General features: G+C 36.7%; 27 protein-coding genes. 6 read left to right on the top strand and 21 right to left on the bottom strand.

What is annotated here, in order from left to right:
* Nucleotides 1-12 precede the first annotated feature (12 nt).
* The 15 genes from OZX61_RS06220 to OZX61_RS06290 form a co-directional block, all read right to left on the bottom strand.
* Nucleotides 13-615 carry a 6-carboxytetrahydropterin synthase gene (locus OZX61_RS06220; protein ID WP_277094213.1) on the bottom strand — a complete coding sequence of 201 codons (603 nt, stop codon included), beginning with the start codon at nucleotides 613-615 and terminating at the stop codon, nucleotides 13-15.
* 102 nt (nucleotides 616-717) lie between these two features.
* Complete coding sequence (locus OZX61_RS06225) at nucleotides 718-1,314, bottom strand: TetR/AcrR family transcriptional regulator (protein WP_277094215.1); 597 nt, start codon at nucleotides 1,312-1,314, stop codon at nucleotides 718-720.
* A gap of 23 nt (nucleotides 1,315-1,337) precedes the next feature.
* Nucleotides 1,338-2,111: a TatD family hydrolase gene (locus OZX61_RS06230; protein ID WP_277094217.1), complete on the bottom strand. Its 774-nt coding sequence runs from the start codon at nucleotides 2,109-2,111 to the stop codon at nucleotides 1,338-1,340.
* A 17-nt stretch (nucleotides 2,112-2,128) separates the two neighbouring features.
* A complete protein-coding gene (locus tag OZX61_RS06235) occupies nucleotides 2,129-2,464 on the bottom strand; it encodes a PilZ domain-containing protein (RefSeq protein ID WP_195770722.1) in 336 nt (111 codons plus the stop codon).
* Between the two features lie 39 nt (nucleotides 2,465-2,503).
* The gene (locus OZX61_RS06240) at nucleotides 2,504-3,493 is read right to left on the bottom strand and encodes a DNA polymerase III subunit delta' (RefSeq protein WP_277094219.1); all 990 of its coding nucleotides are present in this window, start codon (nucleotides 3,491-3,493) and stop codon (nucleotides 2,504-2,506) included.
* Between the two features lie 17 nt (nucleotides 3,494-3,510).
* Nucleotides 3,511-4,263, bottom strand: coding sequence for a 3-deoxy-manno-octulosonate cytidylyltransferase (kdsB, locus tag OZX61_RS06245; protein ID WP_195770724.1), 753 nt, complete (start codon nucleotides 4,261-4,263; stop codon nucleotides 3,511-3,513).
* Between the two features lie 8 nt (nucleotides 4,264-4,271).
* Nucleotides 4,272-5,285 carry a tetraacyldisaccharide 4'-kinase gene (gene lpxK / locus OZX61_RS06250; protein ID WP_277094222.1) on the bottom strand — a complete coding sequence of 338 codons (1,014 nt, stop codon included), beginning with the start codon at nucleotides 5,283-5,285 and terminating at the stop codon, nucleotides 4,272-4,274.
* Nucleotides 5,286-5,287: 2 nt separating this feature from the next.
* On the bottom strand, nucleotides 5,288-7,012 hold the full coding sequence (msbA, locus tag OZX61_RS06255; protein ID WP_277094223.1) for a lipid A export permease/ATP-binding protein MsbA: 1,725 nt from the start codon (nucleotides 7,010-7,012) through the stop codon (nucleotides 5,288-5,290).
* Between the two features lie 8 nt (nucleotides 7,013-7,020).
* On the bottom strand, nucleotides 7,021-7,434 hold the full coding sequence (locus tag OZX61_RS06260; RefSeq protein ID WP_195770727.1) for a biopolymer transporter ExbD: 414 nt from the start codon (nucleotides 7,432-7,434) through the stop codon (nucleotides 7,021-7,023).
* Nucleotides 7,435-8,067 carry a MotA/TolQ/ExbB proton channel family protein gene (locus OZX61_RS06265; protein ID WP_195770728.1) on the bottom strand — a complete coding sequence of 211 codons (633 nt, stop codon included), beginning with the start codon at nucleotides 8,065-8,067 and terminating at the stop codon, nucleotides 7,435-7,437.
* A gap of 20 nt (nucleotides 8,068-8,087) precedes the next feature.
* Nucleotides 8,088-8,978, bottom strand: a complete 891-nt coding sequence (locus tag OZX61_RS06270; RefSeq protein ID WP_277094224.1) for a ParB/RepB/Spo0J family partition protein — start codon at nucleotides 8,976-8,978, stop codon at nucleotides 8,088-8,090.
* Between the two features lie 6 nt (nucleotides 8,979-8,984).
* Nucleotides 8,985-9,758 carry a ParA family protein gene (locus OZX61_RS06275; protein ID WP_195770730.1) on the bottom strand — a complete coding sequence of 258 codons (774 nt, stop codon included), beginning with the start codon at nucleotides 9,756-9,758 and terminating at the stop codon, nucleotides 8,985-8,987.
* Between the two features lies 1 nt (nucleotide 9,759).
* Nucleotides 9,760-10,401: a 16S rRNA (guanine(527)-N(7))-methyltransferase RsmG gene (gene rsmG / locus OZX61_RS06280; RefSeq protein ID WP_195770731.1), complete on the bottom strand. Its 642-nt coding sequence runs from the start codon at nucleotides 10,399-10,401 to the stop codon at nucleotides 9,760-9,762.
* Between the two features lie 82 nt (nucleotides 10,402-10,483).
* Nucleotides 10,484-11,173: an N-acetylmuramate alpha-1-phosphate uridylyltransferase MurU gene (murU, locus tag OZX61_RS06285; RefSeq protein WP_195770732.1), complete on the bottom strand. Its 690-nt coding sequence runs from the start codon at nucleotides 11,171-11,173 to the stop codon at nucleotides 10,484-10,486.
* A gap of 5 nt (nucleotides 11,174-11,178) precedes the next feature.
* Nucleotides 11,179-12,189 carry a phosphotransferase gene (locus tag OZX61_RS06290; protein WP_195770868.1) on the bottom strand — a complete coding sequence of 337 codons (1,011 nt, stop codon included), beginning with the start codon at nucleotides 12,187-12,189 and terminating at the stop codon, nucleotides 11,179-11,181.
* A gap of 119 nt (nucleotides 12,190-12,308) precedes the next feature.
* Here OZX61_RS06290 and lptD point away from each other — a divergent pair, with 119 nt between their 5' ends.
* Complete coding sequence (gene lptD / locus OZX61_RS06295) at nucleotides 12,309-14,735, top strand: LPS assembly protein LptD (protein WP_348521169.1); 2,427 nt, start codon at nucleotides 12,309-12,311, stop codon at nucleotides 14,733-14,735.
* Nucleotides 14,735-16,072, top strand: coding sequence for a peptidylprolyl isomerase (locus tag OZX61_RS06300; RefSeq protein ID WP_195770734.1), 1,338 nt, complete (start codon nucleotides 14,735-14,737; stop codon nucleotides 16,070-16,072). The genes lptD and OZX61_RS06300 overlap by 1 nt, the downstream gene beginning before the upstream one ends.
* Nucleotides 16,073-16,131: 59 nt before the next feature.
* On the opposite strand, the gene hfq is transcribed toward OZX61_RS06300, so the two are convergent.
* From hfq to tsaE, 4 genes are all read right to left on the bottom strand, one after another.
* Nucleotides 16,132-16,668, bottom strand: coding sequence for an RNA chaperone Hfq (gene hfq / locus OZX61_RS06305; RefSeq protein ID WP_277094226.1), 537 nt, complete (start codon nucleotides 16,666-16,668; stop codon nucleotides 16,132-16,134).
* A 94-nt stretch (nucleotides 16,669-16,762) separates the two neighbouring features.
* The gene (miaA, locus tag OZX61_RS06310; RefSeq protein WP_277094228.1) at nucleotides 16,763-17,707 is read right to left on the bottom strand and encodes a tRNA (adenosine(37)-N6)-dimethylallyltransferase MiaA; all 945 of its coding nucleotides are present in this window, start codon (nucleotides 17,705-17,707) and stop codon (nucleotides 16,763-16,765) included.
* A 6-nt stretch (nucleotides 17,708-17,713) separates the two neighbouring features.
* Nucleotides 17,714-19,618, bottom strand: a complete 1,905-nt coding sequence (gene mutL, locus OZX61_RS06315) for a DNA mismatch repair endonuclease MutL (protein WP_277094230.1) — start codon at nucleotides 19,616-19,618, stop codon at nucleotides 17,714-17,716.
* Nucleotides 19,605-20,084, bottom strand: a complete 480-nt coding sequence (gene tsaE, locus OZX61_RS06320) for a tRNA (adenosine(37)-N6)-threonylcarbamoyltransferase complex ATPase subunit type 1 TsaE (RefSeq protein ID WP_277094231.1) — start codon at nucleotides 20,082-20,084, stop codon at nucleotides 19,605-19,607. Before tsaE ends, mutL begins: the two co-directional genes overlap by 14 nt.
* Nucleotides 20,085-20,174: 90 nt before the next feature.
* Here tsaE and OZX61_RS06325 point away from each other — a divergent pair, with 90 nt between their 5' ends.
* Nucleotides 20,175-21,107 (top strand): pseudouridine synthase, encoded by a 933-nt coding sequence (locus tag OZX61_RS06325; protein WP_277094233.1) that lies wholly within the window; start codon nucleotides 20,175-20,177, stop codon nucleotides 21,105-21,107.
* Between the two features lie 68 nt (nucleotides 21,108-21,175).
* Nucleotides 21,176-21,475, top strand: coding sequence for a type II toxin-antitoxin system RelB/DinJ family antitoxin (locus OZX61_RS06330; protein ID WP_195770739.1), 300 nt, complete (start codon nucleotides 21,176-21,178; stop codon nucleotides 21,473-21,475).
* On the opposite strand, the gene OZX61_RS06335 is transcribed toward OZX61_RS06330, so the two are convergent.
* On the bottom strand, nucleotides 21,476-22,177 hold the full coding sequence (locus OZX61_RS06335; RefSeq protein WP_277094235.1) for a 16S rRNA pseudouridine(516) synthase: 702 nt from the start codon (nucleotides 22,175-22,177) through the stop codon (nucleotides 21,476-21,478). It abuts the gene before it with no gap.
* Between the two features lie 139 nt (nucleotides 22,178-22,316).
* On the opposite strand from OZX61_RS06335, the gene OZX61_RS06340 reads away from it, so the two are divergent.
* Nucleotides 22,317-22,772 (top strand): DUF441 domain-containing protein, encoded by a 456-nt coding sequence (locus tag OZX61_RS06340; protein WP_195770870.1) that lies wholly within the window; start codon nucleotides 22,317-22,319, stop codon nucleotides 22,770-22,772.
* Between the two features lie 17 nt (nucleotides 22,773-22,789).
* On the opposite strand, the gene OZX61_RS06345 is transcribed toward OZX61_RS06340, so the two are convergent.
* Complete coding sequence (locus OZX61_RS06345; RefSeq protein ID WP_195770741.1) at nucleotides 22,790-23,710, bottom strand: LysR family transcriptional regulator; 921 nt, start codon at nucleotides 23,708-23,710, stop codon at nucleotides 22,790-22,792.
* Nucleotides 23,711-24,082: 372 nt separating this feature from the next.
* On the opposite strand from OZX61_RS06345, the gene OZX61_RS06350 reads away from it, so the two are divergent.
* A complete protein-coding gene (locus tag OZX61_RS06350) occupies nucleotides 24,083-25,105 on the top strand; it encodes a nitronate monooxygenase (protein ID WP_277094237.1) in 1,023 nt (340 codons plus the stop codon).
* Nucleotides 25,106-25,109 lie beyond the last annotated feature (4 nt).

The raw sequence follows: 25,109 nt of genomic DNA on the forward strand, positions 1-25,109 counted from the left end.
AATAAACCGTACTTATAAAGATGTTTTAACTTGTAGCTCTACCGGAGGATTAATAAAAGCATCTCCTGCCTTCAACTTCTCATACATTTGAATATCAGCCCACTCAGATTGAATCTGTGCTGAAAACTGAATATCACTAAGAGATAGCTTTCCCATCTGCTCATTTTCAATATCTTCTATAAAGCTTTGTGCATATCCTGTATCTGTTTCATGAACAATGACCGAATACACTTCAACGTCACCTTCACCATTTTGTGTTTGAGTAGCTTGAAGAACCTGTTGCGCTAAATAGAAAAAAATACGAGAGAATTGTTCGGCAGATGGCGATACGGGTAAACTCACCCATCTAGCACTAAATTGCTGACATGCCTGAATATATGCAGCATCGTCTTTATCCCAAAAACAAATTGCATGATCAAAGCTGTCGAATAAGTCCTTAATTACACCCTTTAGTAATCCAAAATCATAAACCATTTGACCATGATCTAACCTATTGGCTTTTAATAACAATTCAAGCTTATAACTGTGTCCATGAATTGAGCGTTTACAACGATCTGATGTACAGTTTCGGACAATATGAGCATTTTCAAATTTAAATAGTTTTCGAATTAACATGGCTCAACAACCTAAATCGTGTAAAACAAAAGAGTCATTATAAAGCAATTTAAGGATTTTTTCCTTAAAGTCATCACTTTTCATCTACTCCAAAAGACAATATTACAGATAAGATTTTGGAATATCTAAAGCCTGTTTTACATAAGCACGTTTTAGAGTTTCCCTAGATCCCAAATATCTTTGATAGAAACTAGAGTTGAGTAGCATCGCAGCACCATAAACAAGCGACCATATCATTGCGATATAGTCTCTTGCAGGAATTTTACTTTTTTCTACAAGTAGATACTCATGAATTGCTGACAAGGTTTCTTTTAATCGTTGTTTCCTGACTTGATAAAGTTGGCGAAATAGTGATTGTACACCTGCCACATTGGCCAGTTTTTCTTCTAGAAGATGGTAAAGTATGGTTCTTTCTGGATGATTCAGATGATATAAAATAAAATATTCAAGTTTTTTTATAAAAGTATGAGACTGCCTTAAATAAAACATTTCCAATAGTATCTTTTCATGGCGAAGTATAAGCAACATATATAACTCATCTTTGCTTTGAAAGTGCTTATACAATGTCCCTTTTGCAAGATCAAGCTCACTGGCAAGTAAATCTAAAGTCATTCCAAGCTCTCCATTTTCTAACAGCAATCTTTCGGCTGTTTCAAAAATCATTTCTTGTCGTGCTTTAAATTGAGCTTGCCGATCCATATGGGTGCCTATATTTTGTTAAATCAAATACCTTTTAATAAATTTTCAAAATTTTGGCTTGTAATCTCTCCAATTTCTTCACGCGTGCATCCATAGACTTCAGCCAATGCTTTTGCGACGTAAGGTACATATTTAGGTTCGTTGCTTTTTCCTCTATATGGTACGGGTGCTAAATAGGGACTGTCAGTTTCGATAAGTAACCTATCTAAAGGAATTTGTTTGGCAACATCTCTAAGATCTTGAGCATTTTTAAATGAGACAATTCCTGAAAATGAAACATAATAGCCACAATCTAACACCGCTTTTGCAGTGTCTAAATCTTCAGTAAAACAGTGCAAGATACCGTGCTCTGATTTTTCATGGCGAATAATGTCTAGAGTATCTTTACGTGCAGCACGTGTATGTACCACTACGGGCTTTTTTAAAATTTTTGACGCCTCTATATGCCTTATAAAACAAGCTTTTTGTTCTGCAATAAAGTCTTGACTGTGATAGTAATCTAGACCTGTTTCACCTAAAGCCCATACCTTTTTGCCTTGACCAAGTTCAACCAAATAGTCTACAGAAGCTTTACGCATCACTTCAGGATCTTCACAAGGATGTACACCTACACTATATCCAACATCCTCATGATTGTCTGCAATTTGACTTAATACAATATGATCATCAATATTTACCGAAATACCCATAAATTTTGTGACACCAGCTTGTCTCGCTTGTGCTAATGCCTCATCAATACTGCCATTATATGGTGTTAAATCCAGCATATTTAAATGGCAATGGGTATCCGTAAACATATCTACTCCGTAATCAATTAAATGGTATAACTTACTTGTGCCGTACGACCAGCCAGTAATTTTTCAGCTTCTGCTTTATAATAAGCACCTTTATCGCCAGATAGCTGTATTGCAAAACCCTGTGGTTTAAGACCAGTTTGTCTTTGATTAATCCACACCACTTTTCCAGTTAAAGGGATTTTTTGCTTTTGTTCAGGAAGTGTTGCCAATATAAAACATTCTTGTCCCAGTTTTACGGCTTGTCTTGATGCAATAAATAAACCACCATCTATGATAAATGGCATATAACTGGCTTGTAGCATTGTTCGATCTGTAATATTGAGCTGTAAGATCCCACCCATCTTCGCTTGCATAATTATTCCCCAAATAAAAATTATGAATAAAGATACAGTTTATTTGACATTTAAGAGTAATACAAATAGATCATCAATAATTAAATGTGTTTGTACATTTTGTTGAGTATAGCCCTTAGCATGTTGTAACGTACTATAAATATTAAAAAGTGCATCGAATGAATAATAACTCGATAAATTAGAGAAATTTAAATCGATATTCCTTATGCTTTGGTTCAGCTTAAACGCAATAAGATCGGATAGTAGGTAATCAAACATAGGTTGAAACTCATGAAATGGAAGCTCCTTTGCCCACTTCATAGATAACTTCATTAGCATTTTCTTTTGATCGACCAATAATAACCAATCATCTAAAAACTCTTTTCTTTTACCTAACCAAGTTTGCTTTTGTATGTCTAAAGCTTTTAGTGGCATATCATTTGCTAAATTTAGGAGTAGCTCAATTTGAGCACCTTCGTTCACTCCTAAATTTTGCTGAAGATAATCCTGAGCATTTTTTGTTGTTATACGATCAAGCGCATAGCGTTGCACTCGGCTTCTAATTGTTGCAGGTAATTTCAAAAAATGTTGGGTAATTAAAATAATTAACACCCGCTCCCCTGGCTCTTCTAATGTTTTAAGTAAAGCATTTGCAGAGGCAGTATTAAGAGCATCTGCTGGTTGAATAACAACGACACGCCAACCATCTACAGTTTGCTGAACAAATGGTAATAAATCACGAATTTTCTCAATTTTAATTGGATTATTCGTTTTCTTACTCTCTTCGTCATTTGAAATATAAACGTAATTTGGATGAGTATCCGACTTCAACCATTGACAGCTTGAACATTTACCGCAAGGTGCATTTTTTTGTTTATCCAAACAAAGTACCCAAGCCACGAAATGATGAACAAAATCGTTCTTACCACATCCTTCTTTACCATAGAAAAGCAACCCATGACCTATACTTGGAAATCCTGCTGTGAGTAATTCCCAAATATTTTTTTGCCAAGGATAGACTTCAGGCTGTGCAAAAAACTTTTCAGACATATTTGTGTTTCATTCATTTATTTCAAAAATATAGATATATCCATTGCATTAATACGATCTAAATCTTCTTGTGTATCTACACCAGGTGGTAATTTTTCATGTGCTACGGTAATAGCAATTCGATGACCATTTTCAAGTATACGCAATTGCTCTAATGATTCTAACTGCTCTAAACTACCTTGTTGCCAAGTCACATATTCCTGCAAAAGCTTCACGCGATACGCATATAACCCTAAATGTCTAAATGCGTGATCGTGCAATGTACTTTTACGATCTCTCGCATAAGGAATCGTTGATCGACTAAAATAGAGTGCTTCATCATGTAAAGATTTTACTACTTTAACAATGCTATCTCGCTCAAACTCATCTAAAGAGGTAATCGGCTCACATAAAGTTGCCATTGAACAATTCATTTTAGATTCAAGCAATTGAGCAACTTGCTGTACTAAGTTCGCTGGTATAAGTGGTTCATCACCCTGTATATTCACCACAATATCGTCTTCATGCCATCCTTTAATATGCGCGACTTCGCTCAAACGGTCTGTTCCTGAAGGATGCGTAGATTGAGTAAGAACAACATCAATACCTTCTGCCTGACATAAATTCAAAATATCATGATGATCTGTAGCAATACAAAAATCGTCAAATCCGTTTACACGTGCTGCTTGGTCTGCAACACGTAAAATCATTTCTCTTCCATGAACCTTCAATAAAGGCTTACCTGGCAAACGTGTGCTTGCAAAACGCGCAGGAATAACAATATGCTTCATGATGACCTTTAAATTTGAATATTGAGTTTGTGCAACTGCTGTTGCAATAGTAAATAGCAAGAATCAGAGAGTATTGCTTCAACAGGTAGTACCCAGACTTCTCTGTTAACTTTTGAAGTACGGTCATTCTGCAAAATGGCTTTAATTTTTACTGCATCTTTTTCAGTTGTGATAATAGGATAATTATCATCAAAAATTAGGTCTGAAAGTGTATACTCATAATGATCTTCAAATGCATGTTTTTGAATATCTTTCACCCCAATTTGGTTTAAACTTTGATAAAACCGTTCAGGATATCCTATACCTACGACAGCATGAAACCTTTGTTCATGATGGAAAATAGTTTTTGTCTCGTTTAAACAGTATGGCTTACCAATCTGTAAATACATACTTAATGTTTTATCAGGCATTTCTGTAGAAAAATGTTCAATAACAGTACTTTTTTGCAGTCTTTCTTTAGGTTCTCTTAAAAACCCTTCAGGCAATAACTTTTCATTGCCTAATCCTCTTTTATAATCTACAACAATCCATTCCAAATCACGACCCAGCGCCCAATGCTGTAAACCATCGTCGCTAATAATAAAATCTAAATCTGGGTGGTTTTCTAAAAGTAACTCGATACTTTTCTGTCTATTTGCACCCACAGACATAGGAACATGGGTTAAACTGACAATAAGAGCAGGCTCATCACCTACTGAGGCTACAGATGTTGTTGGGTTTACTAACATTGGAAATGGACCATTTCCACCATAACCTCTACTAATTACACCTACCTTTATATTTTTCTTTTGTAAATATTTAACCAATGCAATTAATAGAGGCGTTTTACCACTTCCACCCACAGTAATATTACCAATAACCATTACTGGTATAGGGGCATGATATACCTTTTTACGACCAGAAAGATAAGCTTGCTTATTATAATCAAATGCTTTTTTATATAGATAAGCAAAAGGACGCAAAAGCACGAGCCAGTTTGATTGTTTATTCCAAGCTTCTTGTATCTTTTGCGCCAAAGACATCATTATTCCTCAAAATTACGCTGATGCAATTGGTGGTATGCTCCACATTGATCAAGTAGTTCTTGATGTGTACCTTGCTCTATAATACGGCCATGATCCATAACAACAATCACATCTGCATTTTCAATAGTAGACAATCGATGGGCAATTACAATTGTTGTCCTTTCTTCCATCGCTCGTTCAAAGGCTCTCTGGATGAAGTGTTCTGACTCATTATCCAAAGCACTTGTTGCTTCATCTAAAATAAGAACAGGCGCATTTTTTAAAATGGCACGTGCAATCGCAATACGTTGACGTTGTCCACCAGATAAGTTTAAACCTTGTGCACCGAGTTTCGTTTCATAACCATTTGGTAACTCCATAATGAAATCGTGGGCATAGGCAGTTTTTGCAGCTTGTATAACATCCTCATCAGATGCACCCTCTAACTGACCATAAGCAATGTTTTCTTTTACTGTCCGATCAAATAGAAAGACCTGCTGATTAACCATCGCAATTTGACTACGTAGGCTGTTAAGTTCAATTGTTTCGATCTTTTGATCATCGAAATAAATATTGCCAGTTGCGATACCTTGAAATCTAGGCAAGAGGTTAACTAAAGAAGATTTTCCAGCCCCTGAACGACCGACCAATGCAACTGTTTGACCCGCTTTAATATTTAAGTTGAAATTATGAATTGCTTGAGAACCATCAGGATATACTAGCCCAACATTCTCAAAACGAATATTACCTTTAAGGACAGGCGTTAATGTACCCTTATTTTCTTCTTCTGGTAAATCTAACACTTCAAAAACTGAATGTGCTGCAGCAAGTCCTCTTTGTAACTTTTCATTGACTGTTGTTAGGTTTTGAATTGGTTTACTTAACATACCAGCAGCAGTAATAAATGATACAAATTGAGCAGCAGATGTATTACCTAAAATTTCTGGTCTCAATGCCAACCACATAATAATTGCCATCGAAAAAGCCATAATCAATTGTACAATCGGTGTATTTAGTACGTTGACAACCAATAGCTTTAAACCACGCTTTAAACTTTCCAAAGAATGATAGTGAAGCTTCTTTTCTTCAAGCTGTTGACCACAGTAACTTTTAACTACAGACTGACCAAGTATAGATTCTTGCACGACATGGTTTACGTCGCCCATTTTATCTTGTACTTGCAAAGACAGCTTACGCATACGCTTTCCTGCCTGTCTGACTGTATATCCAATTAAAGGAGAAAAGATAATAATAATTAAAGTCAGTCGCCAGTTTTGATAAAACAAGTATGATAATAAACCAATTGTAATAAACCCTTCTTTTACAAGCGTTTGAACCGATTCAGACGATGCTGCCGTCAGTTGCTCGATATTAAAGAGAATTTTAGATGTAATATGACCACTTGAGTTTTCTAGATAGTAATTCGTTGGTAAACGGAGTAATTTTGCAAATACTTGTTCACGAATTGTGAAAATCAAATTTCTTGAGATAACGGCAGAAAAATAGTTACCTAAGAACGAACCAACTCCACGAACAAAAATAAGTAAAATAATTAAAAATGGGAATAACGCTGTTTCATCACTATTTTTATGTTGAATTGCATTAATAATAAATTCTAAAAGTTTTGCAATGGAGACTTCAGTAAGTGCACTTAATGCAAAACCAATGAGAACAAGTATTGCATATCCCCAATAAGGTTTTAGGTAAGCAAGTAAGCGAAAATATATCTGAACATCTTGTTTCACGAATAACCTCAAGTAGGCATTTTAGTACTAATATTGATATTTACAAAACCAAGTTGGCCAGCAACATCCATAACACGAATTACATCTTGATGCGTTGATTGTGCATCAGCCGTGATGACAAACATAGCATCATGCTTGCCTTCAGCAGCCTTTTTAATTGCAGAAGAGATATCAGAGATATCTTGCGTAGGCACTGATTGACCATTGACAGTATAATGGCCTTTCGCATCAATAATGACCTCTATTTTACGATCATATTGTCTCTCAGGTACACCCTGTGCATCAGGAAGCGTTAAATTAATACGACTTTGCTCATAAAATGTCGTAGTCAGTAGTAGAAATACCAAAATAAATAGTAAACAATCAATCAAAGGCGTGAGATTAATCTCAACATCATGGACAACTTTTCTCCGAAACTTCATTTACTTTTCCAATATTTCAATATTTTCGTCCATGTTTCTATAAAACAATTGCGCATGAAATAAGGAAGCTTGTTTCTCAAGATCAATAACATAATCATTAACAAGACGCTGAAAGTAACGGTACGCAATCAATGCAGGAATTGCTACAACCATACCTAATGCCGTGGCAATTAATGCTTTAGATATACCTGGAATCATAAGTGTTGGGCTAATATTATTGCCAAGATCTACCACTAAAAAAGCTTCAATAATACCCACGACAGTTCCTAAAAGCCCCAACAATGGAGCAACAGCACTCATCGTGCCAAGTACATTAATTCTTTTTTCCAATGTTTGAATTTCATCTGAAGCTGTACACTCCATTTGAACACGTGCAAATTTTTCAGATTCAGACTGATTTTTAAGCCCTGCAAGAAGTATACGACCTAAAGTACTATTGGCATATTGATAATTTTGTTGCAATACACTTGCAACCATTTGCGGGTTTGTCTGTACAGTCAGTTTAAGTTTACTTGGAAGAATAAGATTCGAACGTAATCGAATAAATCGCTCAATAATAATTGTTACCGTAATTATAGAGCAGATAAATAGCGGTAGCATGAGCCACCCGCCTGCTCGAATCAATTCCCACATACATAAACCCCAGTTAAAGCTTAGTCATCTGCTAAGCAAATATTTAAAATACCATCAAGTTCATCTAAAGAGTGATAGTGAATCACTAATTTACCTTTACCATGTTTATTATGATCTATTTTTACATCTGCATTAAAACGATCTGATAATTTCTGTGTAAGCTGTTCAATATCGGCAGAAATTGACTTATTGTGTTGAGCTTCCTTCGGATTATTGAATTCGCGCACCAATTGCTCAGTTTGTCGAACTGAAAGACTCTTATCAATCACAATTTGTGCAATTTTCTCTTGATCTTTTGCTTTCAAAGTTAAAATTGCTCGTGCATGCCCCATGTCAAGCACACCTTCTTGCATTAAATCTTTTACAAAGTCTTGCAAAGTGAGCAATCGTAATAAATTACTAATTGTGGTTCTAGCTTTACCAACAGTATCTGCAATTTCTTGATGACTAAGCCCAAACTCATCATGGAATCGTTGCAATGCCAATGCCTGATCAATTGGATTTAGATCTTGACGTTGAATATTTTCAATTAATGCTAAGGCAATTGCGACTTGATCATTTAGATTTCTAACAATTGCAGGAATTTCAGTCAGTCCAGCTGCTTTCGCTGCACGCCAACGGCGTTCTCCTGCAATAATTTCATAGGGGTGTTGCTCATCGTCTACAGGACGAATCACAATCGGTTGCATTACCCCATGCTTTTTAATCGAAGCCGAAAGATCGACTAACTCTTCCTCACGAATAGTGCGGCGTGGTTGATATATACCTCGTTGAAGTAAATTGACATCAATCACTTTAAGCTGACCTTGGTCGTGTGCTTGCTCTTCAATTTTTAACTTTTCTTTTTGTATTGAGCCAAGCAATGCATCTAAACCACGCCCCTTTGCTAATCCTCGCTTATTTACCGCCATGCGTGTTTACCCTTTTTTAACTTTACTTTTTTTTACGAATTCGGCTGCCAAATTTAAATATGCAACAGCGCCTTTAGAGCTTTTTTCAAAATAAATAACAGGAAGTCCATGTGCGGGTGCTTCTGCAAGCCTCACATTACGTGGAATGACTGTTTGATATAATTTAGAACCAAAATATTGTTCTAACTCTGCCGAAACATCTCGTGTGAGCGCATTTCTCGCATCATACATGGTTCTTAGTACCCCGACAATTTCAAGATCAGGGTTTAAAACTTGTTGTATACGATCAATCGTTTGTGTCAGATCTGCCAAACCTTCCAAAGCATAATATTCGCATTGCATTGGAATAATTACACCTTGTACGGCTGCCATTGCATTGACGGTAATTAGACTTAAACTTGGTGCACAATCTACAATAATAATATCGAATGTATTTTCTATACTTTTTAATGCATTTTTTAAAATAAACTCACGGCCTTCTTGTTCTGCTATCGCAAGCTCAACCCCAGCAAGTTCTCGATTTGCAGCAAGAACTTTGTAGCCAACCTCTGCTTTTATAATCGCAGTTTCAATAGCCACTTCCCCGAGTAACACGTCGGTTACCGAGTAAAGTAAATCATTTTTCTGAATACCAGACCCCATGGTTGCATTACCTTGTGGGTCCATATCTATAAGAAGGACTCTTTTTTTCAAAACAGCAAGAGAGGCAGCTAGATTTACTGCTGTTGTTGTTTTACCAACTCCCCCTTTTTGATTTGCAATTGCAATAATCTGAGCCATGTTACTGATCCAACAAATTCTTTAAAATAATCAAATGACGTTGTTCATCTAAGCGAGGAACTTTTAACTCAATAACCTGACTCTCAAAACGAGTTTTCAAACTTTCGATTTCTTCACAAGGAATAAGACCTTTCATCGCGCAGATTTGGCTCTTTTGATGCATATAAGGCATTGATGCTTCCACAAAGTCAGTTAGAGAGGCAAAAGCACGGCTTGTAATTACATCAAAATGGCCAAGTTCATTGATAGCATCAACGTCTTCTACACGCGTTTGAACAGCAATTACATTTTTAAGTTTCAAATCTGCAATAAACTGTTTTAGAAAGCGGATTTTTTTTCCATTCGAGTCTAGTAATACACATTCGCGATCTGGTTGGCATAGCGCAATAATCATTCCAGGCATACCACCGCCCGTTCCTATATCTAATAAGCGTCCATGAGGAAGATCTTTGACTATACTTAGGCTATCTAGCAAATGTTTAACTAACATTTCTTTAGGGTCTCGAATAGCCGTTAAATTATAAGCTTTATTCCATAACACCAATGCATCTTGGTATTTCAACAATAAATTCAAGGCATCATCAGTGAGCTGTAAACCTAGCTTTTCACTGCCCCGTTTTAACTCTTGAAAAAAAAGATGCATAACGAACTCTCTTATTTAATTTAGGTGAAGTATACCGATTTATCTGATCAATCATAGTGCTCAGTGATTAGTGAATACACATTTAAGCGATTTCTTGTCGCAGAAGTTCTTGATCTAATGTAGATAATCTTTCAGGAGTTCCAACATCTACCCAAGCTGCATTTAACTTCTGTGCACCCACCTTGTTCTCTAACATAGCCTGTTTTAATAGCGGTGCTAAAGGTCGTTTTCCATCTGGTAAATCCTTAAATAGGTTTGGGGATAAAATTGCAATACCGCTATATGTCAACGCTTGTCCTTCTTGACCTTGTTCAAACGTATATGCAAAGCCATCCTTAAATATAAAATCTCCCAAAGGGTGCTGAGTTGGATTATCTACCAATACCAAATGGGCTAAATGAACATCTAAATTAATGCTTAACATATTACGAAAGTCAAAATTCGTCCAAACATCTCCATTGACAAGCAAGAATGGTTCTTCTCCAAGTAGTGGAAGTGCACGAATAATTCCCCCTGCTGTTTCTAAACCATCATATTCGTCCGACCAAGAGATCTTTACACCAAACTGTGAGCCATCCCCCAACGCTTCGTGCAGTTTTTCCGCGAGCCATGCTGTATTTATAATAATTTCGGTAATACCAGCACGCGCCAAATTTTCAATATGCCATACTATTAGCGGTTTACCACCCACTGAAAGTAAAGGTTTAGGCGTATGCAATGTCAATGGACGCATTCGGTTACCTAGTCCAGCGGCTAAAATCATTGCCTTCATCTTAACTAAACCTCCGAATAACTACCGTATACTTCATTAAATTTTGCTATAACGCGATTCTTTAGAAATTGATGGAATGATTGTAATTCTGGATACTTTTCACTTTCATGAAGAACATACCACATGACACGAGGCAGATCTTTGAGATAGTTTTCTTTACCATCTCTTTTGAAAAGGCGAACAAAAATTCCTAAAATTTTAATATGGCGTTGTAATGACATCAAATCTGCATCTTTATGAAACTGTTCGAATGTACGATTCATCTTACTGTCTTCTGGCAATGCATCGTAAAACTGGCGTATCCAGCCTTCAACCTGATGTTTTGGCCATTGTACATACGCATCTCTTACCAATGACATCAAATCATATGTATCCGCCCCAATGACAGCATCTTGAAAATCAATAATTCCAAGGGCTTCACCAGATGTTAATTTCATGAGGTTTCGACTATGAAAATCTCTATGAACGAAAACTTGGGGCTGTTCAAGTGCCTGACTAGCCAATAAATAAAAAGTATTTTCTATGTTGTGTCTTTCTATATCTGTAAGTTCAATTTCTAGTGAAGGTAAAAACCAGTCTAAAAATAAATGCATTTCAGCAGATAACTTTTCACGACTATAAGCAGGAATAACCTTTTCGGCATCACTTGCCTGCATTTCAATTAACTGAAGGAAACATTGTGAGTAATACTCATTTACATTAAGCAAGCTAAGCTCTTGTGAAAGAACAATATCTCCAAAATCCTCAAGCAAAAGGAAACCATTTTCAAGATCTTTTGCTTCGATCGTAGGTACTTTCACCTTATTTTTGCTTAAAAATTCAGCAACACTCACAAAAGGCACACAATCTTCTTTATCGGGTGGTGCATCCATTAACATAAATGTTTTATTATCATAGATAACTCGTGCATAACGACGGAAGCTTGCATCGCCTGCTAAGTAATTGATTTCAAATTGATCTGAGCGCAGAACACTAGTTAACCAGTCTTTAATTAATCGTTCACGTTTTTTATTCATTTGCAAAATATCTAAATACAGGCAGAGATTTAAGGCCATAAGTGTAGCCACTTATGGAGTTTTTCTCTATGATGCAACAATAATTAATTGCAAAAAAGCATACTTGGTTAATGAAACAAATGAAGCAACAGTTTAAATTTAGTCCTTTAGCAACTGCGATTTTGACACTTTTATGTGGTAGTTCAATACAATCAAGCTATGCTGATTCAACTGAAGTCGTGTCAAATGTCAATAATCAAGAGCTCAAACAGCAAATTAATGAGAGCTATCCTGGTCAAGCATTTTTTGATCAATATTACATAGAAAAAAATAGTCCAGAAGTTACAAAGAGATCACAAAAATCTCAATTCTCTGATTACTGCGAAGGTACATGGGTAACACCTACTGCACCAAATACCACAACGACACCCCCAGCAAATTCCCCAACACATGTTACGGCAGATTATGCGCACTATAATCCACAAGGTGATTCTGTTTTACGAGGGAATGTGATTGTAGAGCAACCCGGTCGTGAAGTTCGTGCAGAAAATTTAACTTTAGATAAAACTCAGACACATGCACTTGCTCAAGGCAACGTGCAAATGGCACAAAATGGATTAATTTCCCAAAGCCAGCATATAAATTACGACCTACAAAAACAAACAGGTCAACTCAGTGATAGTTACTTTATTTCTGAAACCAATCATGCACATGGTTATGCAGGTAGTATTAATCGTACGTCTCCTACTGAAATGGTGCTCGATCATGCCAGTTATACAACTTGTGCTCCAGGGAAAAATCCAGATTGGAAGCTAAATGCACGTAAAATTCGTATTAATCAAGAAACTGGACGTGGTGTAACACGAGATACGACATTTTATGTTAAAAATGTTCCTATCATGTACTTGCCTTATTATAACTTTCCAATTGATGACCGTAGAACGACTGGACTCCTTACTCCAAGTTTCGGATGGTCAAGCAATGGCGGCTTTCGTTTAGATGCACCTGTCTATTTAAACCTAGCACCGAACTACGATGCCACCGTAACACCTCGTTATTTAGAGGAACATGGCGCCATGCTCGAAGGGAAATTCAGGTTTAAGACAGAAAATTTTGGTCAAGGCACAGTTTCTGGTGGGTATCTTCCGAATGATAGACATTATAATGATGAGGATCGTAAATCATTAAAGATCACTCACAACTGGCAGATTGATCGCTATTTCTCTACAAACTTAGAGTACAACTATCTATCAGATATTGATTATTTATATGACTTAGCAAATGACCCAAATGTCTCAACAGATTTAAACCAAAAGCGTTTATTTCAAGTCAACTTTGCTAATGCTATTCCCGGTTTAGATGCAGCATTAAAGATTGAACAATATCAAACACTAGATAGAACATTAGCAGCAGAAGATCGACCTTATGCGCGCTTACCGCAATTTTTATTAAATTATAAAACAACTAACCCACAAGGGTTTCAATTCGAGTACCATAATGACAGCGCCTATTTTAGAAAAACATTATATAATTTAGGTAGCGCAAATACATATAGCTCTGGTACACGTATTTATAATTCGATCGCAACACGATATAACTTTAGAACACCTTGGGCATTCGCTATCCCAGAGGTATCTGTACGTTCACTAAACTATATATTCAGTGAAAGTCAAACAAATAGTAAAAACCAAAATACTGTTGTGCCACAGTTTACTTTAGATACAGGACTCAACTTCCAAAAAGATGGTAAGTATCTTCAGACCATTACACCAAGATTGTTTTATGCATACTCCCCTTATAAAGATCAGACCAATAACCCTAACTTCGACACAACAACATCATCAATTAGTTATGACCAACTCTTTAGTCCATACCGTTTCTATGGTAATGACAGACTAGATGACAATAATTTCCTATCACTCGGTATCAGTTATAGTTTATTTGATCAAAAAGGACTTGAACGCTTAAAAGCAGCAATTGGGCAAAGTTTTTATTTCTCAGATCGTCGTGTACTGCTTTCACCAACAGACACCATTCAAACCAACAAAACATCAGATCCAATTCTTTCCCTGTCGAGTCAATTAAGCAATCGATTTACAGTAAGTACAAATTTGGCATTTGACGGGAAAAATGTTTCACAAGCAAACTTCCAAACTTATTACACTGGCTATAATGGACGTATTTATAACTTAGGCTATTATAAACGTGAAACAATAAATAATTCACAACAAAAAAGCTATGATCAAGTGGTTGCATCTTTAATTCAACCTGTTGATGATAACTGGCGCGTTATTGGACACGTTCAGTATGACCTCTCAAATCATTTAGCACGCGAATATTTACTCGGTGTAAATTATGAGTCATGCTGTTGGGCTGTTTCCGTTTATGGTCGTTCATACTTCAATGACCTAGATGATGTAACAAAACCTAATGTAAAACGCACTAATGCAATTATGGCCGAATTTACACTAAAAGGACTGGGTGCATTCAACAACCGATTATCATCATTGCTTGAACAACGCATCACTGGCTTTAGCAAATCTAACCAAACTTGGACACGACCTTAATGATGAACCAACAACTTAAACGATTTTTTAAAGCAACTACATTGGCTCTACTTATATCGAGTTCAGTGTCTGTTTTTGCGACAACAAACGATGAGGTTGTTGCTGTTGTGGGTGACAGTGCAATATTAAGAAGTGATTTAGATCAACTCACCACTGATTTATCACGACAGCTACAAGCACAAAAACTTCCAATTCCATCTCAGCAAGAACTACAACAGCAAGCGTTGAGTAAAATTATTTTAAATCAAGCACAACTTGAATTGGTTAAACGCTACAATATTCAACCAAGCGAAAGTGAAATTGATGCTGCAGTTCTTGATTATGCAAACAAACAAGGAATGCAAACACTTACAGCTTTTCAAAGCAGATTAGATGCACAGTACCCTGGCGCATACCAGACAGTACGTCAACGTATTGCTCAACAGCTTGCAATTAATATTCTACGCCAACAACAAATTATGTCTCGTATTCATATTAGTGACCAAGATGTCACAAACTTTTTGAATACACCACAAGGCCAAGCTGCAATTGGTAGCCAAGCTCACCTTCTTCATTTACGCGTCAGTGGCACAGATGCAACAAGTGCTGAAGCACTCTTAAGTGTTGCAAACCAAGTTAAAGCAGCATTGACATTATCGGATAACATTCCAGAAATTAGCCGACGCTTTTCTAAAGATGGTATTAAAGTAGAAGGTGCAGATATGGGCGATCGTAGTTTAGCCGATATCCCAGCAGAACTTGCTGCACGTGCCGCAGCAATTCAACCTGGTCAAACATCTGAATTAATACCAGCAAGAGATGGCATACACGTACTTAAATTGCTTGATCGAAAAGCAAGCGATAAGAAAGTGATGGTCGAACAATATCATGTACGTCATATTCTCATTCAACCATCGGAAGTACTTACAGCAGAACAAGCTAAGCAAAAAATAGATATTATTTATAAGCGCTTAAAATCAGGTGAAGATTTTGCAACACTTGCATCTACCTTCTCCAACGATCCAGGTTCTGCAGCCGATGGTGGCGATTTGGGCTGGGTAATGCCAGGGACGATGGTTCCTCAGTTTGAAGATGAAATGAAAAGTACACCAAAGGGACAAATCAGCAAACCATTTCAAAGTCAGTTTGGATGGCATATCTTACAAGTCATTGATACCCGTCAGCAAGATATGACTCAAGAGTATCAGCGTCGCTTAGCGAGACAATATTTAGGCGAACAACAATTTGACACGGAGCTTGACGGATGGTTACGTGAGCTTCGTGCAAATACTTACGTTCAAATTAAAGACCCATCTTTAGATCGTAAAAAGTCTGCTTCGATCACTCAAACACAATAATAGCTTCCATAAAAAAGACCAGCAATATGCTGGTCTTTTTTATAAACAAGATCTAATCATTAACGATTATTATTTGTTTCGTCATCTTGATGACCTTCTTCAAATTTTGACTCGTTTCCGCCTTCAAAACCTGATGACTGTTGCTGTTGACCGCCGAAGCCACCTTGACCGCCGAAGCCACCTTGACCGCCGAAGCCACCTTGACCACCGAAGCCACCTTGACCGCCGAAGCCACCTTGACCGCTAAAGCCATTTTGACCACCGAAGCCACCTTGACCACCGAAGCCATTTTGACCGCCGAAGCCACCTTGACCGCCGAAGCCACCTTGACCACCGTTATTATTAAAACCAGAAGCTTGACTATTGCTACTTGCTGGTGCGCCAGCAGGACGAGGGTTTCTTGCTGGAACAACTGTTGAAATAGCGTGCTTATAAACCATTTGGCTGACAGTATTTTTTAACAAAACAACGTATTGGTCAAAAGATTCGATATGACCTTGTAGTTTAATTCCGTTTACTAAGAAGATAGATACTGGGATGCGTTCTTTACGTAAAGAATTCAAGAAAGGATCTTGTAAAGTTTGGCCTTTAGACATGTTATTACTCCAAAAAAAATTAAAATGTAATCAGCGCAAAAACTGTCTTTAGTTTTTTAAAAATTTATAAAAAAGACAGCCTGCAAATTTTGCTTTATCTGTAGCAGTTTCGCAAGTGCTCTTGAGCCTGTTTTAGTGATAAAAAGGTGATAAATTGATGTTTTTCTCTTAAAGAACGTAACCAAGTAAATTGCCTTTTTGCCAACTGTCTCGTTGCAAATAATGCTTTATCCTCCATATTTTTCTTATTCTCGTGATTTTCCTCACAATTCGTTAGATATTCTAGTACTTGTCGGTATCCTACTGCTCGCATAGAGGGTATATCAGCATTCAAATCGTATTTTCCAATAAGAAACTTAACTTCATTAAAAAAACCAATTTCCCACATTTTATTGAGTCTTTGCTCAATTCTCTGATGTAACTCTAACCGATCAGGCATTAAAGCGTAATTATGAAAAGTGTAACGATATGGTAAGTTTTTCGACTGTTCTGCTTGTAATTGTGTAATCGGCCTACCTGTTAGACGGTAAACTTCCAAAGCTCGAACAATTCTTTGTCTGTCTGTAACAGAAAATTTTTGGCTGGCCAATGGATCAACATGTGTCAGCTCATCATATACACTCTGCCATCCTTCTGCAGTTGCTTGGTCAACAATTTGTTGACGAATTTCCTGATCTGCACTGGGCAAATTATCAGATAATCCCTCAAGTAATGCTTTGAAATAAAGCATTGTTCCACCGACCAAAATTGGGGTCTTACCTCTTAAATGTATTTCATCAATTAAGCGTGTTGCATCACTTACAAACTCCGCAGCCGAGTAAACTTCTAATGGAGTAATAATATCAATAAGATGATGTGGATATTGAGCCTGTTCCTCTTTAGAAGGTTTTGCGGTACCGATATCCATATCTTTATAAACTAACGCGGAATCGACAGATATAAGCTCAAAGTCTCCTTGCTCATATAACTCACATGCCAGTGCAGTTTTCCCACTTGCTGTTGGTCCCATTAAATTGATGACAGGTAATGAACTCGTCATATACCACTATTCTCCTCGAGCAAATAACTTATCTAATTGAGATAAAGGGAAAGAACGCCATGTTGGACGTCCGTGATTACATTGACTAGCAAAAGCGGTTTGCTCCATTTGTCTTAACAATGCATTCATTTCAGATAGACCTAACTGTCTGTGTGCACGTACAGCCCCATGACATGCTATACCTGCCAAAATTTGGTCTCGCTTTTGCTGTAAACCTGTAGCTTCATCGCTAGGATCTAAATCATTAAGCAATTCAGGAATTAGTCTTCCTAAATCTGCTTTATGCAAAACAGCAGGTACACCTCTCACAATCACTTGTGTATCACCATATAAATCTATATCTAGACCAAAACGCAAAAATTGTGCTTTCAAATCTTCTAAGCGATCGGCTTGTGTATGAGTAATACTAATTACTTTAGGAATAAGAAGTTGTTGAGATATCCAAAAATCAGGTTGATCCCAGCTTTTTTTCATTTGTTCAAGCAATATACGCTCATGTGCTGCATGCATATCTACAATAACTAGACCTTCGGTATTTTGTGCGAGTATATAAATTCCGTGCAACTGCGCAATGGCAATACCAAGGAGATACTCATCTTTTGATGGTACTTCTTGCTCGACCTCATCACGCAATGGAGTCAAATATGATTTGAGCGCACTCTGGAATTGGTCAGACGTATGAGAAGCCTGTTCTCTTTGCGAATACTGGTAATTCTGAGAGCCAGATGGTGCAACATATGCCTCATCAAATTGCGTCTTCAATTCACTTGTTGTAGGTTCATGACGGTAATCTACTTGTTTATTTTGATGTAGCTGGAATTGTTCCTGTACCTTAGGTTCTGGCTTCAAATAGCTAGGTTTTAACGCCTGAGTAAGTTCGGCAGATGCTGTCTGAAATTGGCTTAAAATATCCTTGGCTGTATGACGTACAAACTCATGTACTTCTCTTTGGTTTAAAAATCGAATTTCATGTTTTGTCGGATGCACATTCACATCGATCTGATCAGGCTCTACCTCTAAAAATATCAAATATCCTGCATATTGATGACCATGCAAAATACCATCGTATCCCATACGTAATGCATGAGAAATGGTTTTATCTTTGACAATACGTCCATTTACGTAGACATATTGCAAATCCGCTTGAGGGCGTGCATCTGAAGGATGCCCGAGCCAACCTGTCATTTTGAGTCCAGATGCTTCTTTATCAAATGTGTAGGCATTCTCAACAAAAGATTTACCTAAAAGTTGCTGTACACGCTGATAGCGCAGTGCGCCACTGTCTGCACGTGGCAAATTGAGTTTAATTTGATCATTATGTTCGAGCATAAAGCGAACATCAAAATATGTAAGCGCCAAACGGCGTACAACTTCTTCAATATGGCTATATTCCGTCGATGGTCTCTTTAGAAACTTACGGCGAGCCGGCACATTAAAAAATAAGTCTTGTACTCGAATATGTGTGCCCCGATAACTGGCTGTAGGCTGAACTTGCTGATGATCAAATGCTGTCCCATTTACTTCAACCTGATAACCCACTCCTGAATCATCTTGACTACTGGTTAAAGTTAAACGAGAAACTGCAGCAATAGAAGCCAGTGCCTCTCCACGAAATCCTAGACTGACGATAGAGTGTAAATCTTCCGAGGTCTGTATCTTACTTGTCGCATGTCGCATGACTGCAAGAGATAAATCATCAGGGTGAATCCCTACACCATTATCAATGACTTCAATAAGGGTACTTCCCCCTTGTTCAATACGAATAATGAGAGAATTTGCTCCCGCATCAATCGCATTTTCGAGCAACTCTTTTACCACCGAAGAGGGCCGTTCAATAACCTCACCTGCCGCAATTTGGTTTGCTAATGCAGGTGAAAGTGTATTTATGCGACCTTGATTATCTCTTGACATTCATATGTTCCTGCAAATGCTGGATCACTCCTTCATTGCTCGAGTGAATAAGAATTTCTCGTGCAGTTTCATCATCCGTTTTTAAAATTTCAAGTGTTAAATCTGCTTCAGGAATTTCATCTTCACCTTTAGAAGGCCATTCAAAAATAAATAATGCGTTAGGTGTCTCTAAATAATCACGTATACCCATCAACTCTAATTCATACGGATCATTTAAACGATATAAGTCAAAATGAAATACCGACTTTCCTTGAATTTGGTAAGGCTCTACTAATGTATATGTTGGACTTTTTACCGTACCCTGATGTCCAAAAGCATTCAAAAAATATCGTGTAAATGTTGTTTTTCCTGCGCCAAGATCACCGATCAGATACAGAACACCTTCTTGAAAACACTGCATGAGCGATGTTGCAAATGTCTGAGTATCACTTTCAGAAGAAATATTAATTTTGAGAGTATTTGACATTTTAGCAGACGATAGAATAGAACATCTGACTATGATAGCATTGCGTTTAATGAAAACCTACTCTTAGCCTTTGTGTGGCTATATTTATCTATGCTAGAACACACGCCTCCTATGCGAAATGGTGTTAGTCCAAGTCGTGTTTATCTTCCTGCTCATCAAACTCATACTACAATTTTTGCTTTTTTATGCGATTACTTCCCTCATATTCATAAACAAGAGTGGCAAGAAAGAATTCAAGATCAATTGGTTATCGATCAGAACTTGCAACCCATAACAATTAATACTACTTACAAACAAAATACGTTTATATTTTATTATCGTTTTTTAGCACATGAATTTTATGTGCCTTATACACATCATCATCTGTTTGAAAATGACGATCTTCTCGTCGTAGATAAGCCACACTTCCTCACTATGAGTCCTACCGGTCAATATCTACAAGAAACATTACTTGTAAGATTAAAACATGAAACTCAAAATGCTTTACTTACACCTATTCACCGTTTAGACCGTGAAACAGCAGGTGTGGTCATGTTTTCTAAACGTCCAGAGACTCGAGCCATATATCAACAACTATTTTCAGAAAAAAAAGTATTTAAGCAATATCACGCGATCGCAAAATATAATACCGATTTAGTCCTACCGAAAACTACGCAATATCACATGCAAAAAGGTGATCCTTTTTATACTATGCAAATTATTGCTCACGAACCGCCAAATAGCGAAACATATATTGAATGTTTAGAACATAATAAAATCTGGGCAAAATATTTACTTAGACCCACTACAGGAAAACAACATCAGTTACGCGTACATTTAAATGCTTTAGGCATTCCTATTAGGAATGACCCTTACTATCCGCGACTCAAACACAAAGCACAAGACGATTTTAGCCAGCCATTACAACTACTGGCAAAACAGCTTTCTTTTCATGATCCTATTACCGAAGAAAATTTCGCATTTTTTTCTCGACAAGAGCTACAAATGCCATCTCAATGTAATGACAAGGGAATGACATTTTGATTGACTTTTAATTTAAATTAATTTTATATTATCTAGAACCTATACTCTTTTTACTTTGGCTTGAACAAATGAGAAAAACAGAAGTCTACCAAGTCAGACTTGACTCACAAGAAAAAAAGCAAGCATTTGCTGTATTTAAACAATTAGGTATAACACCAGCACAAGCAGTCCGTCTTTTTTTTAAACAGGTAGTATTAACAAAATCAATTCCATTTTCTATTGAAAACCAAAATATAAATATGGAACAATTATTAAAACTCAAGAAAACTAAATCTTCACAGCACCACAGTGATAACCATGAAGATTTCTTCGATGAACTCAATGCATTACTCAATGAGAGCAATACAGATGAAATTCCAAAAACATAATTAATGTTTAATTTGCTCTATTTCATCTATAGATAAATATCGCCACTCACCTTCTTTCAAGTCATGTGGCAATTCAAATGAACCAGTTTTATTTCTATGTAACTGAGACACCTTATTACCAACGGCTGCAATCATACGTTTTACCTGATGATATACTCCTTGATGAACGGTCATTAAACATGAGTTCTCAGTAAGTCTTTTTACATCTTTAGCAATAAAACTACCTTTCTCCCCTCTTAAAACCACACCTTCTTGTAATTGCTGAAGCTGATCATCCGTCAGTGGATCTATTGTATTTACTAAGTATTGTTTTCCTACATGTTTTTTAGGATGCGTTAATGCTTGAATAAACTGACCATCATCACTAAATAAAAGCAGACCCGTAGTGTCCTGATCTAACCTTCCAATCGATTGCACCCCTCTTACATTAAATAATTGAGGTAACAACTCATAAACACTAAAGTGATGTACAGCTTGATGTGAACATTCATACCCTTGCGGCTTATTTAGCACAATATATACTTTTTCTACATATATATAAGAATGACCAGAAACCTTGAACTCTAATCCTTTAGTTTGAAATACTTGTTTGGCGTCAAGACAGATTTTTTTATCAACCTCAACCAGACCTCGCGAAATAAGATGCTGACATTCTTTTCTTGACCCAAAGCCTTGCGATTGTAGTATCTTGTCTAAACGCATATATTTACCCATATTCCAATATTTTGAATATGTTACCTAATTTTTAGTTGAACTTATTATTTTTTCTTAGATCTATAGAAGAAAAATGCCTAAAACCGTTACAATGAATATCATTTTTATATACATGACAATGATTGCTATGCCTTCTTCCTTAGATTTAAATTTAATTGCACTTTTTGTCTTACTTGCATGTGGTATCTTCAGCCATAATTCCTCGGTTACACTTGCAAGTGTGGCACTCATTATTGTAAAAATTACACCACTTTCGATGTATTTTCCATTTATACAAAACCATGCATTAAATATAGGAATTACCATTCTAACCATCGGCATGCTTGCACCAATTGCTAGTGGAACAATTGCAGGAGATACTTTGCTTAAATCTTTTGCAAGCTATAAATCTATTCTCGCAATTATTATTGGTGTATTTGTCGCTTGGTTAGGTAGCCGTGGCGTTAAACTTATGACTACCCAACCTGATGTTGTTGCAGGTTTACTTATTGGTACCGTTGCTGGCGTTGCCTTGCTACGTGGTGTCCCTGTAGGCCCACTCATTGCAGCAGGCATACTTTCATTATTTATTCACAAAGGATAATAACCTAAACTTATGACTTAAGAAGAATAATATTGACTTCTTTGTTGAGAGAATTTATCAAGTTGTTTTAAAAAACCTTCAAAATAATTTTTCTCTTTCTCTTCACTACGATAACCGGCATACAAGGTACGGCGTAGTCCTTGTGGTGCAATACAGTCTAAACGTCGACTGGTGACCCAACCCTTTTGTTCATATTCTTTTACTACCCAGTCAGGTAATGCACCAATACCTCGACCACTCGCAACAAGCTGAATAAGCATTTGCGTTAAATCGGTTGTTCTTATGTTTTTGGGTTGAATATTTGCCGGAATAAATAGGTGCGACATAATATCTAGACGATGTTTATCTACTGGATAAGTAATTAGCGTTTCATCAGCCAAGGCATGTACAGTAATTTTATCTGCGCGCACTAAAGGATGTGTATTTGATAACACTAACCGAGATTCATACTCGAAAATAGGAAAATACTCAACACCTTTTAAAGCAATTGGATCTGCAGTAATTAATAAGTCAAACTCACCATTTTGTAATAACTCGTGAGGATTAGACTCAAATGCTGGTGCAAAGTCTAAATCCACATCTGGATATTGCTGACGATATTGATTGAGCAGTGGCATCAACCAGTCAAAACAACTATGGCATTCCGATGAAAAGATAATACGCCCTGTTTGACCATGAATAATTCTGGTAATGTCACTTTGAGTGATATGAATTTGAGGCAAAATATCATCGGCAAGTTTTAATAATCGTTGTCCGACATTAGAAAACTGTACAGGCCGACTACGACGATTAACCACCTCTACCCCATACCAATGATCTAATTCTTTGAGTTGATGTGAAATGGCTGAAGGTGTTAAACATAAGTCACTTGCGGCAGCAACCAAAGAACCATGTTCTCTCAGCGCAAGTAATGTTCTTAAGTGTCTAATTTCTAGCATAATGATTTTTAAAATTGAATTTTATTCATTATAACATAGCGCTCATTAATACTGCTCAATATAACTTTAGATTAAATCTAATGCTTATCTATCAATCAGATTCGAACTTAAACCCAGTCAATCTAATTATAAATTGCTCTAATTTAGCTTTATTGTCAAAATACATAAAAATTTTAAAATACTTTCTTTGTAATTTGGTATCTTATACATATCCTGCTATCAAAATAGTCAATAAAGCATTAATAATTATACTATAGATATGCTAGTCAAAAAGCTGACAATCTATTAAGGAAATAAAAGACTATACGATCATTTGCACTACCCATAAACAAAATAAATCACTAATTAGTAATTCTTATAGGCACAACTAAAATGCTTAATCAACTTAATATTAAATATCCTATTTTTCTTGCACCAATGGCAGGTGTTTCTACACCCGCTTTAGCAGCCGCTGTCTCTAATGCAGGTGGACTTGGGGCTTTAGGCCTTGGCAGTAGTACTATTGATGACGCTATTCATCAAATAAAACAAACAAAATTACTGACTCCAAACGCATTTCAAGTCAACTTCTTTTGTCATGAAGAATACAAATTAGATAAAGAGCAAGAAAAAGACTGGATTCACTTTCTATCAAAAGAATTTTTTCGCTTAGGTAAAGAAGCACCAACCCAACTGCAACAGCTATATTCGAGCTTTAAAAATAATGATGACTATACAAATCTGCTTCTAGACACCAATCCGAAAGCTGTTAGTTTTCATTTTGGACTTCCATCATATAGCCAAATTTCTGCACTTAAAAGTTCAGGAATTATGACTATGGTTTCCGTTACTCAGCTGTCCGAAGCATTAGAAGCACAAGCTTTAGGCATTGATATTCTTATCGCTCAAGGTATCGAAGCAGGTGGTCATCGTGGTATGTTTAATCCATCTAGAGAATCAGGAATTTTTACCTCTGATTTAGTAAGCATACTTATCGAACACCCTCAGATACAACTACCCGTTGTGGCTGCAGGCGGTATAATGGCAGGAGATGCTATTCGCAAGATGTTAGATTTAGGAGCATCGGCCGCTCAGCTTGGCACTGCATTTATACAATGTGAGGAATCTGCAGCAAATCAATCCTATAAAAATGCCCTTTTTCAACAAAAAAATACGCAAATTACAGATATTATTTCGGGTCGTCCTGCTAGAGGACTTATCAGTCAATGGCATCAGATCTTAGCATCATGTCATGAAGTACAGCATTCTGGATATCCATATACTTATGATATTGCTAAAAAGTTAAGTACATTAGACCCAGCATTTTCAATATATTGGGCAGGTAGCAATGTATCAAATATACGGCGTTTAAATGCTCAAGCACTAATGGAAACACTAATAGAAGAATTATTATAAAAAT

The sequence above is a fragment of the Acinetobacter sp. ESL0695 genome (assembly GCF_029392135.1).
Taxonomy (GTDB): domain Bacteria; phylum Pseudomonadota; class Gammaproteobacteria; order Pseudomonadales; family Moraxellaceae; genus Acinetobacter; species Acinetobacter pollinis.

What these genes read in the sequence shown, in the direction of transcription:
- OZX61_RS06220 (WP_277094213.1), bottom strand. Translation starts at nt 615, where the DNA reads ATGTTAATTCGAAAACTATTTAAATTTGAAAATGCTCATATTGTCCGA.
- OZX61_RS06225 (WP_277094215.1), bottom strand. Translation starts at nt 1,314, where the DNA reads ATGGATCGGCAAGCTCAATTTAAAGCACGACAAGAAATGATTTTTGAA.
- OZX61_RS06230 (WP_277094217.1), bottom strand. Translation starts at nt 2,111, where the DNA reads ATGTTTACGGATACCCATTGCCATTTAAATATGCTGGATTTAACACCA.
- OZX61_RS06235 (WP_195770722.1), bottom strand. Translation starts at nt 2,464, where the DNA reads ATGCAAGCGAAGATGGGTGGGATCTTACAGCTCAATATTACAGATCGA.
- OZX61_RS06240 (WP_277094219.1), bottom strand. Translation starts at nt 3,493, where the DNA reads ATGTCTGAAAAGTTTTTTGCACAGCCTGAAGTCTATCCTTGGCAAAAA.
- kdsB (WP_195770724.1), bottom strand. Translation starts at nt 4,263, where the DNA reads ATGAAGCATATTGTTATTCCTGCGCGTTTTGCAAGCACACGTTTGCCA.
- lpxK (WP_277094222.1), bottom strand. Translation starts at nt 5,285, where the DNA reads ATGTCTTTGGCGCAAAAGATACAAGAAGCTTGGAATAAACAATCAAAC.
- OZX61_RS06260 (WP_195770727.1), bottom strand. Translation starts at nt 7,434, where the DNA reads ATGAAGTTTCGGAGAAAAGTTGTCCATGATGTTGAGATTAATCTCACG.
- OZX61_RS06265 (WP_195770728.1), bottom strand. Translation starts at nt 8,067, where the DNA reads ATGTGGGAATTGATTCGAGCAGGCGGGTGGCTCATGCTACCGCTATTT.
- OZX61_RS06270 (WP_277094224.1), bottom strand. Translation starts at nt 8,978, where the DNA reads ATGGCGGTAAATAAGCGAGGATTAGCAAAGGGGCGTGGTTTAGATGCA.
- OZX61_RS06275 (WP_195770730.1), bottom strand. Translation starts at nt 9,758, where the DNA reads ATGGCTCAGATTATTGCAATTGCAAATCAAAAAGGGGGAGTTGGTAAA.
- rsmG (WP_195770731.1), bottom strand. Translation starts at nt 10,401, where the DNA reads ATGCATCTTTTTTTTCAAGAGTTAAAACGGGGCAGTGAAAAGCTAGGT.
- murU (WP_195770732.1), bottom strand. Translation starts at nt 11,173, where the DNA reads ATGAAGGCAATGATTTTAGCCGCTGGACTAGGTAACCGAATGCGTCCA.
- OZX61_RS06290 (WP_195770868.1), bottom strand. Translation starts at nt 12,189, where the DNA reads ATGAATAAAAAACGTGAACGATTAATTAAAGACTGGTTAACTAGTGTT.
- lptD (WP_348521169.1), top strand. Translation starts at nt 12,309, where the DNA reads ATGAAGCAACAGTTTAAATTTAGTCCTTTAGCAACTGCGATTTTGACA.
- OZX61_RS06300 (WP_195770734.1), top strand. Translation starts at nt 14,735, where the DNA reads ATGATGAACCAACAACTTAAACGATTTTTTAAAGCAACTACATTGGCT.
- hfq (WP_277094226.1), bottom strand. Translation starts at nt 16,668, where the DNA reads ATGTCTAAAGGCCAAACTTTACAAGATCCTTTCTTGAATTCTTTACGT.
- miaA (WP_277094228.1), bottom strand. Translation starts at nt 17,707, where the DNA reads ATGACGAGTTCATTACCTGTCATCAATTTAATGGGACCAACAGCAAGT.
- mutL (WP_277094230.1), bottom strand. Translation starts at nt 19,618, where the DNA reads ATGTCAAGAGATAATCAAGGTCGCATAAATACACTTTCACCTGCATTA.
- tsaE (WP_277094231.1), bottom strand. Translation starts at nt 20,084, where the DNA reads ATGTCAAATACTCTCAAAATTAATATTTCTTCTGAAAGTGATACTCAG.
- OZX61_RS06325 (WP_277094233.1), top strand. Translation starts at nt 20,175, where the DNA reads ATGCTAGAACACACGCCTCCTATGCGAAATGGTGTTAGTCCAAGTCGT.
- OZX61_RS06330 (WP_195770739.1), top strand. Translation starts at nt 21,176, where the DNA reads ATGAGAAAAACAGAAGTCTACCAAGTCAGACTTGACTCACAAGAAAAA.
- OZX61_RS06335 (WP_277094235.1), bottom strand. Translation starts at nt 22,177, where the DNA reads ATGCGTTTAGACAAGATACTACAATCGCAAGGCTTTGGGTCAAGAAAA.
- OZX61_RS06340 (WP_195770870.1), top strand. Translation starts at nt 22,317, where the DNA reads ATGCCTTCTTCCTTAGATTTAAATTTAATTGCACTTTTTGTCTTACTT.
- OZX61_RS06345 (WP_195770741.1), bottom strand. Translation starts at nt 23,710, where the DNA reads ATGCTAGAAATTAGACACTTAAGAACATTACTTGCGCTGAGAGAACAT.
- OZX61_RS06350 (WP_277094237.1), top strand. Translation starts at nt 24,083, where the DNA reads ATGCTTAATCAACTTAATATTAAATATCCTATTTTTCTTGCACCAATG.